This is a genomic window from Rhodococcus sp. 1R11, from assembly GCF_004563845.1.
GTDB lineage: Bacteria > Actinomycetota > Actinomycetes > Mycobacteriales > Mycobacteriaceae > Rhodococcoides.
Genome location: NZ_SPNG01000015.1, coordinates 94,455 through 111,855 on the forward strand (window position 1 = coordinate 94,455; position 17,401 = coordinate 111,855).

At 61.5% G+C, this 17,401-nt stretch carries 14 protein-coding genes and 1 pseudogene; 3 read left to right on the forward strand and 12 right to left on the reverse strand.

What is annotated here, in order from left to right:
- Positions 1 to 6 precede the first annotated feature (6 nt).
- The 9 genes from E4P29_RS22635 to E4P29_RS22675 all read right to left on the reverse strand — a co-directional run bounded on the left by E4P29_RS22635 (position 7) and on the right by E4P29_RS22675 (position 10,268).
- Positions 7 to 642: a uracil-DNA glycosylase gene (locus tag E4P29_RS22635; RefSeq protein WP_051364861.1), complete on the reverse strand. Its 636-nt coding sequence runs from the start codon at positions 640 to 642 to the stop codon at positions 7 to 9.
- 504 nt (positions 643 to 1,146) lie between these two features.
- On the reverse strand, positions 1,147 to 1,824 hold the full coding sequence (locus tag E4P29_RS22640) for a zf-HC2 domain-containing protein (protein ID WP_027494239.1): 678 nt from the start codon (positions 1,822 to 1,824) through the stop codon (positions 1,147 to 1,149).
- Positions 1,821 to 2,372 carry a sigma-70 family RNA polymerase sigma factor gene (locus E4P29_RS22645; protein ID WP_027494238.1) on the reverse strand — a complete coding sequence of 184 codons (552 nt, stop codon included), beginning with the start codon at positions 2,370 to 2,372 and terminating at the stop codon, positions 1,821 to 1,823. Before E4P29_RS22645 ends, E4P29_RS22640 begins: the two co-directional genes overlap by 4 nt.
- Positions 2,373 to 3,338: a DUF302 domain-containing protein gene (locus tag E4P29_RS22650; protein WP_027494237.1), complete on the reverse strand. Its 966-nt coding sequence runs from the start codon at positions 3,336 to 3,338 to the stop codon at positions 2,373 to 2,375. It lies immediately after the preceding gene.
- Positions 3,339 to 3,618: 280 nt separating this feature from the next.
- Positions 3,619 to 4,608: a hypothetical protein gene (locus tag E4P29_RS22655; RefSeq protein ID WP_052059180.1), complete on the reverse strand. Its 990-nt coding sequence runs from the start codon at positions 4,606 to 4,608 to the stop codon at positions 3,619 to 3,621.
- 101 nt (positions 4,609 to 4,709) lie between these two features.
- Complete coding sequence (locus E4P29_RS22660; RefSeq protein ID WP_027494235.1) at positions 4,710 to 5,882, reverse strand: site-specific integrase; 1,173 nt, start codon at positions 5,880 to 5,882, stop codon at positions 4,710 to 4,712.
- A gap of 534 nt (positions 5,883 to 6,416) precedes the next feature.
- The gene (locus E4P29_RS22665; protein ID WP_229745858.1) at positions 6,417 to 7,649 is read right to left on the reverse strand and encodes a TniQ family protein; all 1,233 of its coding nucleotides are present in this window, start codon (positions 7,647 to 7,649) and stop codon (positions 6,417 to 6,419) included.
- A complete protein-coding gene (locus tag E4P29_RS22670; RefSeq protein WP_121113358.1) occupies positions 7,646 to 8,584 on the reverse strand; it encodes a TniB family NTP-binding protein in 939 nt (312 codons plus the stop codon). Before E4P29_RS22670 ends, E4P29_RS22665 begins: the two co-directional genes overlap by 4 nt.
- Before the next feature lie 4 nt (positions 8,585 to 8,588).
- The gene (locus E4P29_RS22675) at positions 8,589 to 10,268 is read right to left on the reverse strand and encodes a Mu transposase C-terminal domain-containing protein (RefSeq protein WP_094648402.1); all 1,680 of its coding nucleotides are present in this window, start codon (positions 10,266 to 10,268) and stop codon (positions 8,589 to 8,591) included.
- 172 nt (positions 10,269 to 10,440) lie between these two features.
- On the opposite strand from E4P29_RS22675, the gene E4P29_RS22680 reads away from it, so the two are divergent.
- Positions 10,441 to 11,043 carry a recombinase family protein gene (locus E4P29_RS22680; protein WP_135047286.1) on the forward strand — a complete coding sequence of 201 codons (603 nt, stop codon included), beginning with the start codon at positions 10,441 to 10,443 and terminating at the stop codon, positions 11,041 to 11,043.
- Positions 11,044 to 11,785: 742 nt separating this feature from the next.
- Here the strand turns inward: E4P29_RS22680 and E4P29_RS22685 are convergent.
- From E4P29_RS22685 to E4P29_RS26135, 3 genes and pseudogenes are all read right to left on the reverse strand, one after another.
- Positions 11,786 to 12,724 carry a hypothetical protein gene (locus tag E4P29_RS22685; protein ID WP_135047287.1) on the reverse strand — a complete coding sequence of 313 codons (939 nt, stop codon included), beginning with the start codon at positions 12,722 to 12,724 and terminating at the stop codon, positions 11,786 to 11,788.
- Positions 12,725 to 12,933: 209 nt separating this feature from the next.
- Positions 12,934 to 13,590: pseudogene (locus tag E4P29_RS22690) on the reverse strand (protein kinase); the annotation flags it as partial.
- An 825-nt stretch (positions 13,591 to 14,415) separates the two neighbouring features.
- Complete coding sequence (locus E4P29_RS26135; RefSeq protein WP_167735584.1) at positions 14,416 to 14,559, reverse strand: hypothetical protein; 144 nt, start codon at positions 14,557 to 14,559, stop codon at positions 14,416 to 14,418.
- Between the two features lie 154 nt (positions 14,560 to 14,713).
- On the opposite strand from E4P29_RS26135, the gene E4P29_RS22695 reads away from it, so the two are divergent.
- The gene (locus tag E4P29_RS22695; RefSeq protein ID WP_135047289.1) at positions 14,714 to 15,940 is read left to right on the forward strand and encodes an LGFP repeat-containing protein; all 1,227 of its coding nucleotides are present in this window, start codon (positions 14,714 to 14,716) and stop codon (positions 15,938 to 15,940) included.
- Between the two features lie 24 nt (positions 15,941 to 15,964).
- On the forward strand, positions 15,965 to 16,747 hold the full coding sequence (locus E4P29_RS22700; RefSeq protein ID WP_135047290.1) for a hypothetical protein: 783 nt from the start codon (positions 15,965 to 15,967) through the stop codon (positions 16,745 to 16,747).
- Positions 16,748 to 17,401 lie beyond the last annotated feature (654 nt).

The following is a 17,401-nucleotide window of genomic DNA, read 5'->3' on the forward strand; positions in this document are numbered from 1 at the left end:
TCCGCCCTACCTCAGCACAGTGCGGGGTTCAGGTGCCTTCTCCAGGTGCGTTGCGACCGACAGTGCTGCGTTGATCAACCGCTGGCGAGCAGCCGCCGGTGCGTGTGCGTTGCGAGCCGAGGGGTGCGGTGCCGCTATCACCGGGAGGAGGCGGGTGGGAGCAGATGCAGTGATGACGCGCATGTAGCCATCGAGAGCCTTCGCACCAAGAACGAAAACCACCTCCAGTTTCGGCAGCAAGGCCATAAGCTCGCCGACATATGGGCCCGCCTCACCGAGAACGGATGCCGTCGGCGATACCGGATGACCGGCGTCATCGAGCACTGCCCACGGCACAATATTCCACTTGACGCACTGCACCCGGTCGATACCCGCGTCGGCGAACACCGATTTCAGCACGGGGTTCGTTCGATCTGGATTGTCGAACGAACACATGTTGGTCCCGCCCGGACGTATCGTTTTCGGCCCCGGAGACTCCAACAGCACCAGACAGCGAGCCGCGTCGCCGCCGTCGTCGGGATCGAACAGTGGAATGGACCGTGCAGTGTCGATCCTCCATCGCAACACCGACGCATTGAGTGAGCGGACCGGGGCATCGTGCGCTCGGGCGTGCTTTCCGGACCACACGTCATCATCTGTCATACGCCGCACTCACTGCTGACCCACGCCACACGTACTGCTGGCCATGGGGAAACGCACCGTGAGCCGTAGACGCCAGCTCTCGGTGGCTCGCCTCGACGACCACTGCTGAGCGTTTGACGACTCCGCTGCCTGAACACACCTATGAGATAACCACGACAGGCCGTGTGGTGCCTATTGCACCCGTCTTCTCATCGACTTCGATTCCAGATCAGGTCGGATACCCCCTAGGGTACTTACATACCCCCCTTGGTATATGCCACAGTGGGTACCGAACCGACCGAAAGTATGCACGACTTTTCTGGAATGAGTCCGGAAAACGAGCGACGGACCGATGCGGTGCGGCGAACGCAGAGCCAGCGCGTTCGGACTCGGATGTCGATCCGGGGTACGTCGTCAGCGTCCCGATCTCACTCGACCGCGGTCCAGCCGTTCGGGCGGCCACGCGACCGACACGCTGTCCGAGGCACCGCATCGAAACCTGCCCGTGTCCGTGACGACTCGGTCTCAGCGAGAGGCCCGCGCGATCGTGTTGCCCGCCGGATCGTCGATCACGATCGAGTGGATGTCCTCGACAGAAAGGGACGTTGCGCCGGTCACCGCTGCTGCTCGGCTCGCGGTGACCGACCATTGAGCTGCTTGTTGTCGAGTCCCGTCGTTGCCGACCACTTGCAGAGTGAGGATGCCTGCGCCGGGGAGTTGTTGAACGTCGACGTCGATCGATGTGCCCCAGGCTTTCGTGGTGAGCTCGAGGTCACCTGTGGCCCCGACGGTGCTCGACAGAACGAGCGGGCGGGCACCCGCATCGTTCACCGTTGTCGAATCGTCGGAGCGGGCGAGGGTACTGAGCGGGACGATCGCCGCAGCGACTCCCAGAACGAGGGTCGCCGACACCGCAGTCCACACTCGCCGCCGCCTCTTCTCGGAGGTCCGTTGATGCCTCATCGCGCTCAGCAGGTGGTCGAGTCGCTGGTCTGCACCGGCCGTCGAGTGCACCGGTGAGAGATCTGCTGGCTGCCTGCGACGTCGAAGCACTCCTGCGACGGGTGCCAGGACGTCGATTTCGGTTCGGCAGGCAAGGCAGTCGTCGAGGTGTCGTCGTACCGCTGCTCGGTCGTCGCGCTCGAGTCCGTCGAGTACGTACGCCCCGAGCAGTGGTCGGATCTCGTCGTGCGCTGAGCTCATGGAATCAATCCCAACTCGTCGAAGATCCGGCGTAGGGCACGCACAGCGTAATAGGAGCGGGACTTGACCGTGCCGACCGCGATATCGAGGTGCGCGGCCACTTCGGAGACGGTTCGACCCTCGTAGTAGATGAGCACGATGACTGCTCGATGCTCCTCGGACAACCGACGCAGCGACTCGTCTATGAGCCACCCGTCGAGGACCCCGCCCAATTCGTCGTCGATGCACTCGGCGGCGAGTGCGATCTGATCGTGGACGAGAGTCGGCCTGCTCGTGCTCGCCCGCCACTGATCGGTGAGTACGTTTCGCGCGATGGTCATGAGATAGGACCGCGTCGATGCTGCCGTCACATCGATGCGGTCGATCCCGCGCCACGCGCGCAACATCGTCTCCTGGACGATGTCCTCACACTGCTCGCGGGTCTGGGTGTAGCGGCTGACGAATCGAGTCACTGCGTGCTGGTGCTCGCGGAAGAGCGCCGACATGGCGACTTCGGACGCATCGACGAGCTGGTGGTTGTGCTGTGAGCCGGATTCGACACCGTCCACCTAACTGCCCGAGCCGGAAGCGGCATCGGTGAAACCGGTCGTGGCGGCGGCGACCATGTCGAGAACAGGATTGGTCGGCGAGATCGAATGCCGAGCGGCGAGTACACGGATATCGGGGTGAGCCACGTGAACGATCCCTTCGGCATCCTGCCACGCCACGTATCGGGCGGGGAGGTCGATCCCCATGGTCTGCTGCGCTCCGACCAGCGCAGTCGAGACCGCAGGATTACCGACGTAGGTGACCATGGTGGGCCTCAGAGGTGTCTCGGCAGCGGCGGACGCGAGATCGACGGTTGCGACTGTGGGCTGATTCTTGGCCGCGAACGCTGCCTCGTATCGGGCAATGGACGCTGCAACCGATGCATCACTGGTCTTCTCGACCAGGTATCCCGGCGCTGCGGACACATCGGTGCCCTCTGCGGCGGCCGCCGAGGATCCCGTCGCATCGGACGCGGTCGATGCCGAGCCGGCCCGGAGTCCGTCGAGGGCGTCGGACGAGACCGGGATGCCTGCGAGCGTCGCGATGTACTCGGCGGAGTTGTATGCCAGAAACACCGTTCCGTTGGCGGCCTGCCAGACCAGGTACTTCTGTGGAAGGTCGATCGCGGCCCGTTGGTCCGCGGCGATCAACGGCGACGCCGCTTTCGGATTCCCCCCGATCACCACGGTGGTCGGGCGGATCGTCTCACCTGCTCCCTGTGCCAACTTCTCGAAATCCACAGTGGCTGCCACAGCTCCCGCCGTCTCCAGCGCGCGCTGTACCCGAGAGACCGTGTCACTCACAGAGTAGTTACTGGCGTACACCACCAGTCCGGGTTCGGACGGTGCCACATCGGGTGTCGCAGCCTTCGCGTCCGCCGACGTGGACACCGGAGTGCTCGACACCGCCACCGAACCGGTGGGTTCGGTGGAACCGCACCCGGCGAGGGCGATCACCGCCGCCGACGCGAGCAGCGACGTTGCCATACGGAACCTTGAAGTGCTCATCACGTGTCCTGTCCTCGTGCCCACGCCAGCGGTGGGCTTCACTGTGGTGTACGCACACCGAGCCTGAGGGGTTCACCCGAACCGAAGTTCCCTCCGGCGATTGCTCCCGGAATGTCGGTGCACCGGAGGGCGACACAGTCGAGTTCACGCAAGCGGAGATCTGATCGATCGGTTCACCCCGGTCTCGTCGAGCGTCTCCACGCCACAGAAGCGGCCTGAACGGGTGCAGGGACCATCTTCGCGGCACGAACGGCCGACCTCACGGCGGCACTTCTGCCTCGACGAATTCGAGAAGCCGCTTCAACAGTGAATCCGCACGCTCTTCGACGTCGTCGAGCGTCGAATCGACGCCACCGAGTAGCTGGTGTGCGTCTCGGCGTGCCCGAGTCCCGTGTTCGTAGTAGCCGGGGTCGAGTAGCGAAGCCGAGGCGGGCTTGGGTACGAGATCTGTGCTCGGCTGCCGTGCCTGCACCGAATGGTGTCGGTGCACAGGTGCTCGTCCGTCCAGGTGCGCTCGAACGATGTCGGCGACCGCATGGGCGGTAAGTGCAGTCGCAGTCAGCGGGGTGTGACCCCACCGGTCGATTGCGGTCGACAGCGGCTGTCGACCGGCCGGATCGACGTACCGGTCGAATCCGCTGAGCCCGGTACCGCCCACGGCATCGAGAGCGTCGGCGAGCATTCGAGTGTTCGGGTACCGCGTGTGATGGCCCAGCACCTCCAACCAGCGCTGGAACACCGTCCGCGGCGAGATACCCGTCTCCATCAGTGCGAGAGGAGTGACGGTGCGAACGCCGCGGCCTGTGTCGATACGAAGGGCATCGATCCTCGGATCGGCGGTGACGTCGCAGGGCCGCAGGGCCGCGATCTGGGTGTACGGCAGACCGGTCGAGGCAAAGACCAGGACGAGGGCGTCTCGCCGCGCGAACAGTTCGGACGGCCAACCGGATTCGGGGAGGCGCGCGATGACGCCGCCGATCACGGCTGCCAGCTCGTGCAGGCGCGCCGTACGCGCCACGTCCAGCGCAGCCCGGACGACCTCCGCACGGCCCGGCTGGGGTAACAGGTGCCGGGAATGGGCGGCGTCGATCACCGCGATCCGGCGGCGCTGGGTCGTGGACGCCGCGGGGTGCGCCGAGAGGAACCGAGCAAGTGAATCCGGGGAGGCCGCCAGTGGTGTTTCGTCATGGGCGGTGCACCAGTCCTCGAACAGTGACCACGTGTGCCGATCCCGCTTCGGCACCGCCACGTTCGTGATATCCGCTGGTCGAATCGAACCGGTGCAGTCGTCGTGGTCAGCATCTACCCCGGTCGCCCTATCGGCGTTCACGGGTGAAGTCACACGCCCGGTCATAGACCGAGTTCGGTGACCGCGTTGCCGACCAGAGGGGCGTGCTCGCGGGCATATGTCTCGACCATTGCGGGTGTGGTGTGCCCGGTCTGGCGCATGATCGCATGTGCATCGGCACCGTTACGGAAGGCTTGGGTGACGAATCCTGCCCGCAGGGAATGGCCGCCGAGCTGCATGACAGTCTCGGGGTCGTACCCGGCGTGAGCTGCGCGGCGGCGGATCGCCGCATGGACCGCTGCCCCGGACAACACAGTGTCGGAGAGGTTGCCGTTCTTGCGGACAGACCGGAACAGCGGCGACCGTTTCTCGGCGGTCGGCAGGGTGCCGCGGCAGAGATGGGAGTCGAATTGTGCTGCGCGAGAAAGCAGTCGAATGACGGCGGCTCTGCCCCCGGTGTCGAACGCGGCGACGATCTGCAGCCATCGCACCCACGCGCAGACCGGGCAGGATTCGTGGCAGTCGGTGAACGGAAGCGCTTTCACCGTTCCGATGCCGGTTCCGTCCTGGTCGGTCTTCGATCTTCGGATCCGTACGTGCGCACCGTCGAGACGGTCGCGGCGCACATCGCGGCATTCCAGCGCTACGAGTTCGCTGCGTCGAAATGCGCCGGTGTATCCCATCAGCAGCAGCGCGGTGTCGCGGCGTTCGAGCACCTCCGACGCCCACCCCGCTGTAGTGCGTCGGGCGTGGTCGACGATCGTGGTGATGTCGGAGGTCAGCAGCGGTGCGCGCGGGTTGCGGGGCCGCTCCCCCGCCGACGCGTAGTCCCGCCGGATACCGGCGAGGGTGGCGCGCACCATCTCGTGCCCGCACGGGTTGTCGTGTCCGGTAGCGCGGTGGCGGTCGGCGATCGCCGCAATCCACTTGCCGAACGTCGCGGCCGCGTACGCCCGCGTCCCGTCGACGGTGAGCGTGTCGGCCGCGGCGACGAGGTAGGCCGCCACTGTCGCGGGATGCGCCGGCAACGCGTGGTGCCCGGCGACGGTGCACCAGGTCTCGAAGCGTCGCCACGCCGAGGTGTAGGCCCGGCGGGTACCGGTCGAGCGGGACGCGGCCATGGAACGCTCGATCCGAGCAGCAACCTCGGGCGGTAGGTCTGGAAACACCGCCGCGGCACCCGGCACGACAGCCGGGATCGTGGTCGGGCCGTCTACGAGCTGGCGATCTGTCATGGCTGGACTGTAGCGGGCCCTCCCGACAGACTTCTCAGGCCGAAAGCACGCTGAGCAGGCGTTTCCGCGGAGACGGTGCGGGAAGGAAAATTCTCGTCGGTCACCGCACAAATAACGTTGGTGACTATGACCCCGGCGCGAAAACGGGCTCCTCTGCTATCGCCGCGTGTGCGTCGCGTGTGAAGTGACACGCTGGTTGTCCAATTGACAGCCTTTCTGGCCAATCGTGACCAGGGCATGTCCACTCCTGAAGACCGCCCGCATGAAAGCTCCCCACGGCCGCGCTAGCTTCCTTGTCATCGCCGCAGGTCCAGACCCCCTCATCGCCAACACGAGGACGGGCTCCGGCTGGTCTTCACGTTGGACAACTTCACTGACAACACGCGCAGAGACCGAAGATTTTCGATCATTGGACAGGTTATTTGGCACCCGACCAGGCATTCCCCCAGCAACGCGGTGGACAACTACCTGGTCCGATTGGACAACTTCGGTGTCACTTCACATCGCGGACGACCCCGCTCCATCGGGCGAGAGCTATGTCGGCGGATGGTGCAGCGGGATCCCGTGGTCAAGGAACAGTTGCACCGTCTCATCCAGCTCCGCCGCGGTGCGGCACCCCATGCGCAGGAAGTTGTACAACGAACTGGCGGATGCGGGATCGACACGCGCCGCCGCGATGGCGGCCTCGGCCGCAGCGTGCGCGTCAGCCCACAGGTCGCGCTCGGGTGCGGGATAAGACGAGCGCGTCGGAGCTGTCCCGGGATCGACCGGCTCATAGGGTCGTGGGCTCAGCAGAGATGCGTGCGCACCGCCGGCATCGATCTCACCGCTCTCGACCAACGCAATGGCGATCGCCGCGGCCTTGAGGACTTTCGCCTGCTCGTCCCAGTGCAGGTCCTCGAACGGAACCCACGCGGTCCGCAACGGGCGAGAACGACCGGCGGCCTTCCAGATCGCAACGAGCCTCGTCGCCCACCGTCCGGTGCGAACCAGTGGCGAGGACACTTCGTCGACGACGGTGCGCAGAAGCCGGAACCACACTGCGGCATGTACCCGGCCTGGGCCGAGTTCCACCCATCCCGTCGTCAGGGCCTCGGTGCTGCGCCGATCGAGGTCCGTGACCGCCGAGGGAACCGGAACGGGCGAGACCCGTTCGTCCGAACCGAACCGGACCTGATCCCAGAAGATCGCATGACCAGGGAAAACAGAGCAGGGTTCGAGTCGACAACGGTGGTCGAGGCAGCTGCTCAGCACCGGATATTGCTGCAGCAGAGCCATGTTGATACCAGCAGTGGATTCGAGGCTGTCGACACATGCCGGGCATGCCCGACTACGCGGAGTGCTCGCCCACGGCAACCATGCCTCGCTCGTGGGTGTGCGACGTCGTCGATCCTCCCTCGCGAGGTCGGCCGGTAGCAGGATCGAGAACTGGTGGACGTAGGTGTCGAAGTCGCAGCCGGCGGGGTCGGTGCTGTCGAGCAGCCACGGTGTCCACCCCGCCAACGTCATCATCCGCACCCTCTCTACCGGGACTGCACCGCGACCGGCCAGCTCGGCAAGTATCGGCTCCGGTGTGTAGCGGTCGAGATCTTCGACAGCACAATCGATTTCGAGTTCTGCAAGAAGGTCAGAGGGCCTGATGTGCGGATACAGCTCGCATATCCGGGCCAACCATGACGAGAGGACCTCACCTGGCAGTGGCTGCGGGTGCAGCGGCCACGGGCGAACGTACGCATCACCGGGCATCGGTGCGAGCCGCGCGTTCACGCGAGGTGGCGTTCGAACTGGCGGCGTCGCTCCGTGGGGCCGAGGTACGGAGTGCGCGTGAGCACCGATGAGGTCATCGCTTCCTCTCCGCTGTCGACGGCGGTCACTGCTGCGGCAGTGAGCAACGTTGCCAGTTCACCGATGGTGCCCTCGGAGCGAGTAAGGAGGTAGTCGGTCATCTCCAGTGATGTCACGTGCGAGGGTTTGCGGAGGGGGAAGCTCGTGCTGAAGCTGGCCAGCAGTGATCTGGTGTCGGCAGTGTTGGTCCAGACCGGCAAAGTCATGGGATGGAATCGATTCTCCAACTGGGGATCGGTCCGGATGGCGAGGTAAGCATCACGGGTGCCGACAGCGACAAGAGGAATGCGTAGTTCGTTGCCCAAAAACCGCAGCACGTTCAAGAATTCGCGGCGCACGTTGTCGCGGCCGGCGAGAACATTGTGGAGCTCGTCGATGATCAACATCCGTACGCCGGTGACGCGGAGCAGCATCAATGCTTGCTGTTCGAGTTCGTGGACCCGATTGCGGGGCCTGGTCGGTGTTCCCAACGCTGTGAGCAGTGCGAGGTAGAACCGGCCGGGTGACGGGTCCGGGGGCATCTGCATGCACAACACCGGTATCTGCTCGCGATCGGACAAGCTGATCGGCGGATGAGTGCGCCGGAACTTTTCGATGATCATCGACTTGCCGTTGTTCGTCGGACCGAGCAACAGTAGGTTCGGCATACGCTGTCGGTCCGGCCACGACAACAACGTCTCCAGATGGTCGATGACCGTACGGGCCTGCGGATACCCAATCCACCTCTCCGACCGGATCAACCGGATCCTGTCCGCGTCGTCGAGTGCGGCGAGCGGACGAACCGACTCCCGCAGGTGCCCCAAATCCTCACCGGACGACTCGGTGGCTTCGTCGCTGCTTCCTGTCGATGCGGTCATCGGCTCACCATTCCTCGATATCGCTGAAGACCGGCGTTGCGGTGCCGCCGTCCGCTCGAGGCTCCACCGGCGGGTAGATCGCCGGGATCGGCGCAGACGCGGCGCCGGTGAGATGCATGCGGCGGGCACGGTTGCGCCGGGCTTTGCGGGTGGCTTTCTGCGAGCGGTCGGTGACCTCGCGCATCTGCTCGATCATCGAAAACAGTGCGCCCTCATCGACGTTCGACCGACCTTGTTCGCGGAGACGGGTGATAGCAGCTCTGTGCTCCCACAGTGTCACCGCGGGATGTGACATCGTCCGGTACGGCACCTCGACATAGCCGGCACCGTCTGGTTCGAGGACCCAGATTCTGCTCAAATCGCGTGGGTCACGTCGTATCACGAACCGCCCCAGATCCTCTCGCCGCGCAACCCACGGTTTGAGCGCGTTCGAGAAGTAGTGCACGTGATCGAGAACGAAGCCCGTACGCGTCAGACGTCGCCGGATGACGGGAAGAAAGTCCACCAGGAACGCGGTTTCGCCGAGCACCACACGAGGGGCATGACCAACTGCGGCGACCCCGCCGGCCCACACCGCGGCCGGAGTGTTCCCGATCCCTGCGTGAACACTCGCGTGATACGAGGCTATGGCCAGGACCAGCCAGCGTTCCAACTCACGCAATGTCAACGCCGCATGCTTGTCCGAGTCGTAGCTTCCTCGGTCCGCTGGGTTCGAGAAGGTGGTCCCAGGCAGCTCGTGCACCGCCGTCATCGCCGTCCCGATGATGCGTTCGACGATCCCGCCGTAGTGCGGTCGGCCCGGAGGACGGTATTCGAGGGTGATGGCGTGCTGGGCGCATCCGCGGCGCAGCGCTTCGCTTTTGAACTCGGAGGCGTTGTCGAGATACAACTGCTTCGGCTTCCCTGCCATCGGCCACTGCACCTGCTCAGCGAGCTCGCATGCCTCCAGCCATGTCTGCTTCTCGCAGCACACGCGGCCCAGGCACAACCCGACCGATATCGACGACGGCGGCTCCAAAGTGACGACGAACCCGAGTACGGAACGGCTGAAGACATCAATGGCGATCGTCAGGTAGGGGCGACCGATCGGTTGCCGCTCGTACTCGTCGACGATCATCACATCGACGACGGTGTGGTCGATCTGGACCTGATCGAGAATCCCCGCAACTGTCGGTGGACTGTCGCCGGCGGACTGACGCGGGCGGGCGGCATCGGGTCCTCCGCGGGACCTGGCCACCGATGCCGGATGGAGGGCGGCGATTCGTGCGGTGACGGTGTTTCTGGCCGGCACTGGCAGACCCGCGCGGTGACACGCCAGCGCGATACGTCGATGCAGCGCAGCGACACTCAACTTCTGGCGATGAAGAAAATATCGGGTGAGATGGTCGCCGATCAATTCCTCAACCTCAGCCGCTACTCGGCTGCGGCCACGCCCACCCGACGAGACCTTCGTCAGAAGATCGGTGACTGTCCCCGTCCCGTTCCTGAGCCTGCCGATCAACGTGTAGACCCGCCGCCTGGATAGTCCCAAGCGCTGCGCTGCAGCGTCGACCGCTTCCGAACGCACCGGATGCATCTCCAGCAAGGGAGCCAGGACACCGAAACGGGCCTCGGCCTGGGACCACCGCTCCCCCGACGCTGTCAGCACACCGGTCTCCACGATGGCGAGCTTGTCGGGGTCCATCACAAGCCTCCCCTATCACCGAGAGCCGAACGCGACCGTGCACCGCACTTCTGACATCAGAATGTCAGAAGACACGTGCACTCACCCTCGAAACGCCTGCAAAGAGTGCAGCCGTCTTCTGAAACTGACAGATTCGATGTAACGCAAACCATCGTTTAAGTACACTCATGGAATGAGGATTGGTCTCGCACGTGTGTCCACTCGCGATCAGCACCCGCTTGCGCAGGAGGACGCACTGAAAGCGGCCGGATGCGACGAAGTGTTCACCGATCACGCCTCTGGGGTTCTCGCGCGACGACCTGGTCTCGAGAAAGCACTGTTGATGGCTCGGGCCGGCGATCAGATTGTCGTCACGAAACTCGACAGGCTCGGTCGTTCACTGTCCAACCTGATCGAGCTGGCAGAGCTACTGCGTGAGCGGCAAATCGATCTCGTCGTCCTCGACCAGGGCGTCGACACTTCCACGCCGGTAGGACGCATGTTCTTCTCCATACTCGGTGCGATTGCCGAGTTCGAGCACGCTCTGATGTCGGAGAGGACGGCCGACGGCCTCGCTGCCGCTCGCGCTCGGGGACGTACCGGTGGACGGAAGCCGAAACTCGGTGCGCGACAAGTACAGATGGCTCGCACGATGTACGAAGAGCGCGGAGCCGACGGCAAACGTGCGTACACGGTCGCTCAGATCGCCGATGAATTCGGGGTTACCCGGCCAACGATTTATCGGAATCTGCGAGCTCCGTCGATGCACCAGTCTGAATCTGTGATCAGCCAATGAGCACATTAGACCACCCAATGCTGTCGATCTGGGACAGTTCATCTGTGGACCGCGTCTCGCAATACTCATCCTCCTGGGATCGCGGAGGACAGCGGTACCACCCGATACAGGAAGCACGGCTACATCCGTGGGCGTCCAAAGCTGCAGCTACCTTGCCTGGCGCGAGCAACGGCGTTCTGCTCATCTCCGAAATGATCGGTCCTATCGGCATCCCGGATTTTACGGCCGTCGTAGGCGGAAAGTCTCAGATCACAGCCCGCTTAGCATCCGGAATCGACCCGATCACCAGCCCAATGGACTGCCAACTGCTGGCCAGCCTGTACTCAAGTCGACCCAGACGTCTAGAGACAATTGCCCACGAGCTTTCGGCAGACCTCGAAGCGCTACAGAGTCGACTAGGTGTGCTCGAAAGAAAGGGGGCCGTCCAGCAGCTGCGCAAAGGTCTGTACATACGCGAATCGGCTATGACGCCCGGTGGAACCTTGTACGCCATCGAAGCGAAGATAGGCAACTGGAGGCGGGCAGTACGCCAGGCCCGTGGGTATCGCACGTGGACAAACAACTACGTTCTGATACTCGACGAAGTTGGCGAAAAAGGCCGCCAGGCGGTTCTAGCGGATATAGAGGCAGATAGGGCCGGTCTAGTGATGGGCAACAAGTGGGTGCGCAAACCGTCGCCTCGACTGCCATCCAAAGTCAATCAAATTCTCGGGTTCGAGCACCTGATGGCAGGGCTGCGAGATCACCATCCCTCGTCGACTACGAACTGGTCGACACCAGCTAATAAGGGATCGATCCACTGAGATGCCGCCGAGGTACATCCGGTTATACGTTGCACCTCAACCCATTCCGCTCGTGCGGCCTGCAACCTGTCTCGATAGCGATCAACCCGAGCTTTTCCAGTCAACAGGTTCAGTTCTTCGATGATCGACGTCAAAGTACGCGCGTGATGACTGAAGACATTTCCCGGGCCGCTGGCAATGATTCCCTGCGTCAGCCGCTCGGCACGCGAAAGGTCTTGGTCCAGAAGCACGCTGTATTCGTTGGGCATCAGAGCACCGAGGAGAATCTCCAACGTACGTCGCTCGAACCATCGTCCACCATCAGATCCGCCGTCGCGAGAGGCGTAGTCCGGGTACGCACAGATTCGTTGCCGGACGTCCCATCCAGTTCCCACCGTCGTCGCCCCCGCCGCTACAGCAGGAAGCGCCTGAAGATCACCATGACCGATGATGACCTCGTATTCCTTGCTCAGCGCAAACACTGTTCGCATCAGACCAGCCACCTCGGTCGGGGAGACCACCGAAGGCCATGAATTTTGGGGTCGAGCAACGGTGAGCAACCACCCGGCTGGTTCCAACTGATCCAACAGGCCCATGTGGGCGTCGAGCTCGTTTCCTGCCGACCAGAAGTGAGTGTCCCCCACTACTGACACCCAGACATCGCGCCCGCGTCCCTCTTCCATCGCGATCCGAGCAATCTCGTAGGCATGTTGGCTGGTGGAGCTCTGTGCGCTGTGCAGGAGCCGCGTCGGAGCAAGAAGCGGGGCCGACATCGCGGTCTGGATTGCAAACACGCGCCGAACATGGTCGTGGATCTCCGGTTCTGTCCCGAGCGATCCGCGGCCGGCAGACCACAAGTCCCACTCGTCGTAATACCGGAAGTCGCCGACGTCAGGCATGTCCAGGGCGTGAGTTGCAGCGTCGAACCAGATTTCACCACCGTTGTCACGGATTTTTTGGACCGTAACTGACGCATCGGGCTTGTACCCGGTACCTGACACCGGCGAGGAGAAGGGCGATAGAACGCCCCCACGCGCATGTCCGGCAATTACAGCCCTCGACGTCCAACTAGCCATCGTGTTTCGGGCGGTGTCGTGAATCAAGATGCTCATGATGTCACCTCGACAAGCGCCTCGCGTAGCCGCTTTGCATTCCGGTATCTACGCACAGGTTGCGGATGAAGGCATCTCTCGATTACCTCGGATAACGGTGTCGGAAAATCTGTCCGCAACGTTCCAAGCGGGGTGTGCTTCGCAACGACGAGACGGTTCACATAGTCGATCTCGTCGCCAAGGTACGGAATTGGCGGTGCACCCGTTGCTGCCAGATACATGAGCGCACCTATCGCGAACACATCCGAGGCTGGTGTAGGACCTGAGTAAGCCTGCAGATGCTCGGGCGTCATGAATCCTGGCGTACCTGGCTGTCCGCCGACCGTGATGCCACTCCGTAGCGTGTGCTTAGCGAAGCCCGGGTCCATGACCTTGTATCTCCCATCGACCAGACGACGAATATTGTTCGCGCTGAGGTCTCGATGAATTACTTTCTGTTCGTGGAGGGCTCCTACGCCAGCTGCTACCGCAAGACCCATGGCACCTACGTCGTCGAAGGTCCATTTCGTACCTACGAGGTCACCCAAATCCTCGCCGTCCAAGTACTCCTCAAGCCAGAACGCACCATCGATACTTGAATCTGTATCTGCGAGAACCTCCAGCCCGGATCGAACCTCCACGACGTTGGGATGCTTCGTATCCGCCAACAACCCGAACTCCCGACGTTACCTCTCAAGCGCTGTTGGGTCGGACGCACCGACTTGCACCAGCTTCAGGACCCGTTCCTGGCCTGATTGGTCGACCAGAGCAACTGTCTTTTGACCGCCTGATTTCAACGATCTCTTGACAGTAAGCCCAAGCTGCGAGCAGGCTGCGGCCTGCAAATCGTCGAGGTTCCTCACAAATCAGACAGTACTAGGTAGCCGCCGGAGTGGTCTGTTTTGTGACCCAGTGGCGCAAGTAGCGATAGGTAGTCGTGCACACCCCGACGACCCGTGCCAGAAACGATCGTTTCTGTCACGGTCGTCACCAATTGCCAGAGCGCGACGTTCAGGGTGGGGATCAGACCTGGCACACACACCTCGCCCTGCACCCACCTCAGAGGGACACCGCCAATACCCCCGGCGCTAACGATCTATGGCTCGAACTACAGGCAGCTTTAGATGCTCGTTTTCAGCCCAGTAAGCAGGTCTACGCACTGAAACATCTGCAGTTCAAGCCATTTGACCGCTTGCGAGAAGAGGGCGGTAGTGCAGATGGTTTGTTACGTAAGTGTTTTAAGTTTCCGTTGTAAACCTGTGTGACTTCGTTGAAGATGCCGTGAGCGGACCGATCGGGAACCGCACTGCGAGACAAGGAGACCCCATGAATATTTCGTCGAGACCTATGCGGCCTCCACAGCTCAGACGGCAAACTGTCGCTCGCTCGTTCCTCACGGCCAGTACAGCAATGTTGGTCGTGCTGTCGAGTGGGTCGATAGCACTTGCACAACCCACCACGACAGCACCACCGACAACGACGGCCGTGGCCCCGGATGCTCAGCAGCAAACGGCATCGCCGACGGAACAGTGTGCAGCACCGGTGCCCACGACAACCACGTCACCGACAACGACTCCCCAGACGACCACCACGTCGACTTCTCCTACCCTGGCCTGCGAGACGACGCCCGCTCCGTTGGGCACGACTGTCCCACCTGAAACCCTTTCGTCCACTGTTCCTGAGTCCGCGCCTGAACTGTCCCCGTCGACAGCGACAGATGCCGCACCTAGCGCGGAGAAGATCCCGTATACCGGGCTGCCGACCGAGAACCCCAACGACACTGTCATCCCGGGAAAAATGCGTTCTGATCGCGAAGAACTACCGGAGGGTTTCACGAAAGAAGACGCCGATAAGGCCGAGATCTTCGAGGCTGAGCTCCTCAAGAAGAAGTCGATGCAGCGTGGAATGAGCGCCTTGGCCGCACCGACCGACTGCAGACCCTACTGGCCAGCTGTGAATGTTCAGGTTTGCGGCGAGATCCGAGTCAAGTACGACTCCCTCGGCGGTTCGACCAGTTTCCTCGGGCCCCCAACTGCCAATGATGTCGCGAACCCGGACAACTACGGTCGCCGCCAGACCTTCTTCAACGGACCTATCTACTGGTCTCCTGCTACCGGTGCACATCCTGTGGTCAACAGTTTCCTGTTCCGTTGGGGGCAGAACAACTACGAAGCCGGAAGGCTGAAGTACCCCACCACCGATGAGATTGTGCTCCCTGACGGCGGTCGCCGACAGGAGTTCCAGCAGGGTGCAATCTACGTTGCATTTCAGAACGCCGTCGGTTCCGTTATTCTGAACGGCCCAATTCGGGACAAGTGGAATACAGTAGGTGGATCGGCACCAGGAGGAAGCTTCCTGGGATACCCGATCGAAGACCAAATCGCTCCACTGCCCGACGGACTCGGGCAGATGGCACGCTTTCAAAATGGCGTGATCTACTGGTCACCTGCAACCGGCGCTTATCCCGTCACAGGTCACATACTGAACAGCTGGGCGGAGACTGGCTACGAAACTGGGCAGTTTGGGTACCCAACAACTGATCAAATTACCACCCCGGCGGCAGTGTTCTCGCAGACTTTTCAGGGCGGAACTATTGATATTCAGGCATCGCCAGTTCTCCAACTTCAGATCGCCAGCGGCGGATACTGCGCTTTTACAATTAACAACGACAGGATGCATATATCAACATCCAAGAAAGGTGGTGTAGTCGTTCCGCCAACTGCTTCGAGCCATGGCTGGTGGGAACCCTTAGTAAATTGCCCCCCAAATGCGCGGGCCAATCTGCGAGCGAATCTGCAATACCTCGATGCCAATGGGAACTGGCAAGATCGCGCAGACTCATTCAATACAGAAACAAACCGACGCCCCGGAAGTGGTAGCACCACTTGGGTCGCCGCCAACTCCCGATGCATTCACCTCGGCCCGAGAACCTGGAGGATTGCCGTCGACGCAGCCCTAGTTGGTGCGGCAGATGTATACTCACCGAAGCACTACGGGAATGCCATCGAGCTCAAGTGCTCGTGATCCACAAAGCGAATAGGTGAGAGAATGCTGGCGACGGGCGAACTGTTCATTTCCGTATTTGGCAACGCCCGTCGCCAGCAATCTATAAGCGAACTTTCCTCTGGCAACCCGCATCAAGTTTTCAGTACTTACGCGAATATCCTCGGGTGGGGCGGGTCGGAATCGTCGGATGAGGATTCAAATGACACTACCCTGTGGTATATAGAAGAGGCGGGTGGCGACTGGGATAACAACCAAATTCGGTCAGATTCCGACTGTTTATTATGGGTTCAAGTTGGCATGCCATACAGGACAAAACGCAACATAATTCCCATTATGCAAATAGTCGCTTGTACCGAAAAGACGTGGATACGCATGGGATTCGACATCCCATCGGGTGTACAATTAATGATTCCTCTCGGATGTGGTCCAATAGATAAACCTAGCTGGATAGCGCCGCTTTTTGACCTTCACGAGACGCACGGCTCCGTTTCTACGATTCTATACGAAATAGAATTCGGGGAAAACGATTCATGTGTTCGTTTTGCAAACAAAATTATCGAGGAAGCCAATCGCGATTTAGCGAGAGATGGCATCCGGTTTGAACCACCACGGATCATCGACGGTACGGAATACCTTTTGCAGGAGCCCGGTGAGATGTCGCGTGATCTGTGGATGGGTCATAGCTCAGCGCGAATAAGGACCAAGGTGTACATCCCCGAAGAATTTTCTTTTGACGTAGCTGGACACATTGCAAAGCATGTGGCCAGGTCGTGTCAGAAGCTTGGGATCAACAATCACATTCTAACATCCGCGTCCCCCACTTAGCAAAATGCGTATAGCATACTGGACTGACTAAAACCTAAGCAGGTACTTGAATTGATCGCAAAAGTTATTTTTTCCGCAGCATTTGGTTTCATATTATCACTAGCAGTAAGCATATTTACACTGTGGTCGGTGTTTAACTCCATGGCTCCCGAAAGTTTCGAAATCTCACATTATTCCGAAGAACCGTCGACGGTAGGTGTTGCTTTATATGTCCCGTGGGAATTGGCAGCCGTCCCGGTCGCCGGTGCCATTTTCGGTGCGTTACTTGGATTTTTATTGACGCGAAGAAAGTCCCCTACCGTCGAGGGCTAGTTGTAATGCGCAGGCACGTTGTGGACGGCGAGGCGGCGACAGATAAGTGAGGACCTCCGGTATCGGTGTGGCTACCGGGGACAGCGCGTCAACGAACTCGGCGTAGTTGGCCAGGTCGTCCGGTAAGCCGGTTCGAGCTGGCGGGTATGGAGGTACTTTGCCCTGCGCGGTGCCGGCCGACGGCGTCAGCCAACATCGGGCGGTCTCCGCGGAGTCAGAGCGATACTCCTCGAAACGGTTGCACTTCCTTTGCCAGTAGCGACTGCCAAAAACGTTCGTTTCTGTCACCCCCTCGCTCCGCACTTCAACCGATGTCAGTTTCAGAAGTGGGCGTCATGTTTT

Excerpts from the sequence above, each read along its gene's own strand:
- E4P29_RS22635 (WP_051364861.1), bottom strand. The coding sequence starts at position 642 with ATGACAGATGATGACGTGTGGTCCGGAAAGCACGCCCGAGCGCACGAT.
- E4P29_RS22640 (WP_027494239.1), bottom strand. The coding sequence starts at position 1,824 with ATGAGCTCAGCGCACGACGAGATCCGACCACTGCTCGGGGCGTACGTA.
- E4P29_RS22650 (WP_027494237.1), bottom strand. The coding sequence starts at position 3,338 with ATGGCAACGTCGCTGCTCGCGTCGGCGGCGGTGATCGCCCTCGCCGGG.
- E4P29_RS22660 (WP_027494235.1), bottom strand. The coding sequence starts at position 5,882 with ATGACAGATCGCCAGCTCGTAGACGGCCCGACCACGATCCCGGCTGTC.
- E4P29_RS22670 (WP_121113358.1), bottom strand. The coding sequence starts at position 8,584 with ATGACCGCATCGACAGGAAGCAGCGACGAAGCCACCGAGTCGTCCGGT.
- E4P29_RS22675 (WP_094648402.1), bottom strand. The coding sequence starts at position 10,268 with ATGGACCCCGACAAGCTCGCCATCGTGGAGACCGGTGTGCTGACAGCG.
- E4P29_RS22680 (WP_135047286.1), top strand. The coding sequence starts at position 10,441 with ATGAGGATTGGTCTCGCACGTGTGTCCACTCGCGATCAGCACCCGCTT.
- E4P29_RS22685 (WP_135047287.1), bottom strand. The coding sequence starts at position 12,724 with ATGCCTGACGTCGGCGACTTCCGGTATTACGACGAGTGGGACTTGTGG.
- E4P29_RS22695 (WP_135047289.1), top strand. The coding sequence starts at position 14,714 with ATGCGTTCTGATCGCGAAGAACTACCGGAGGGTTTCACGAAAGAAGAC.
- E4P29_RS22700 (WP_135047290.1), top strand. The coding sequence starts at position 15,965 with ATGCTGGCGACGGGCGAACTGTTCATTTCCGTATTTGGCAACGCCCGT.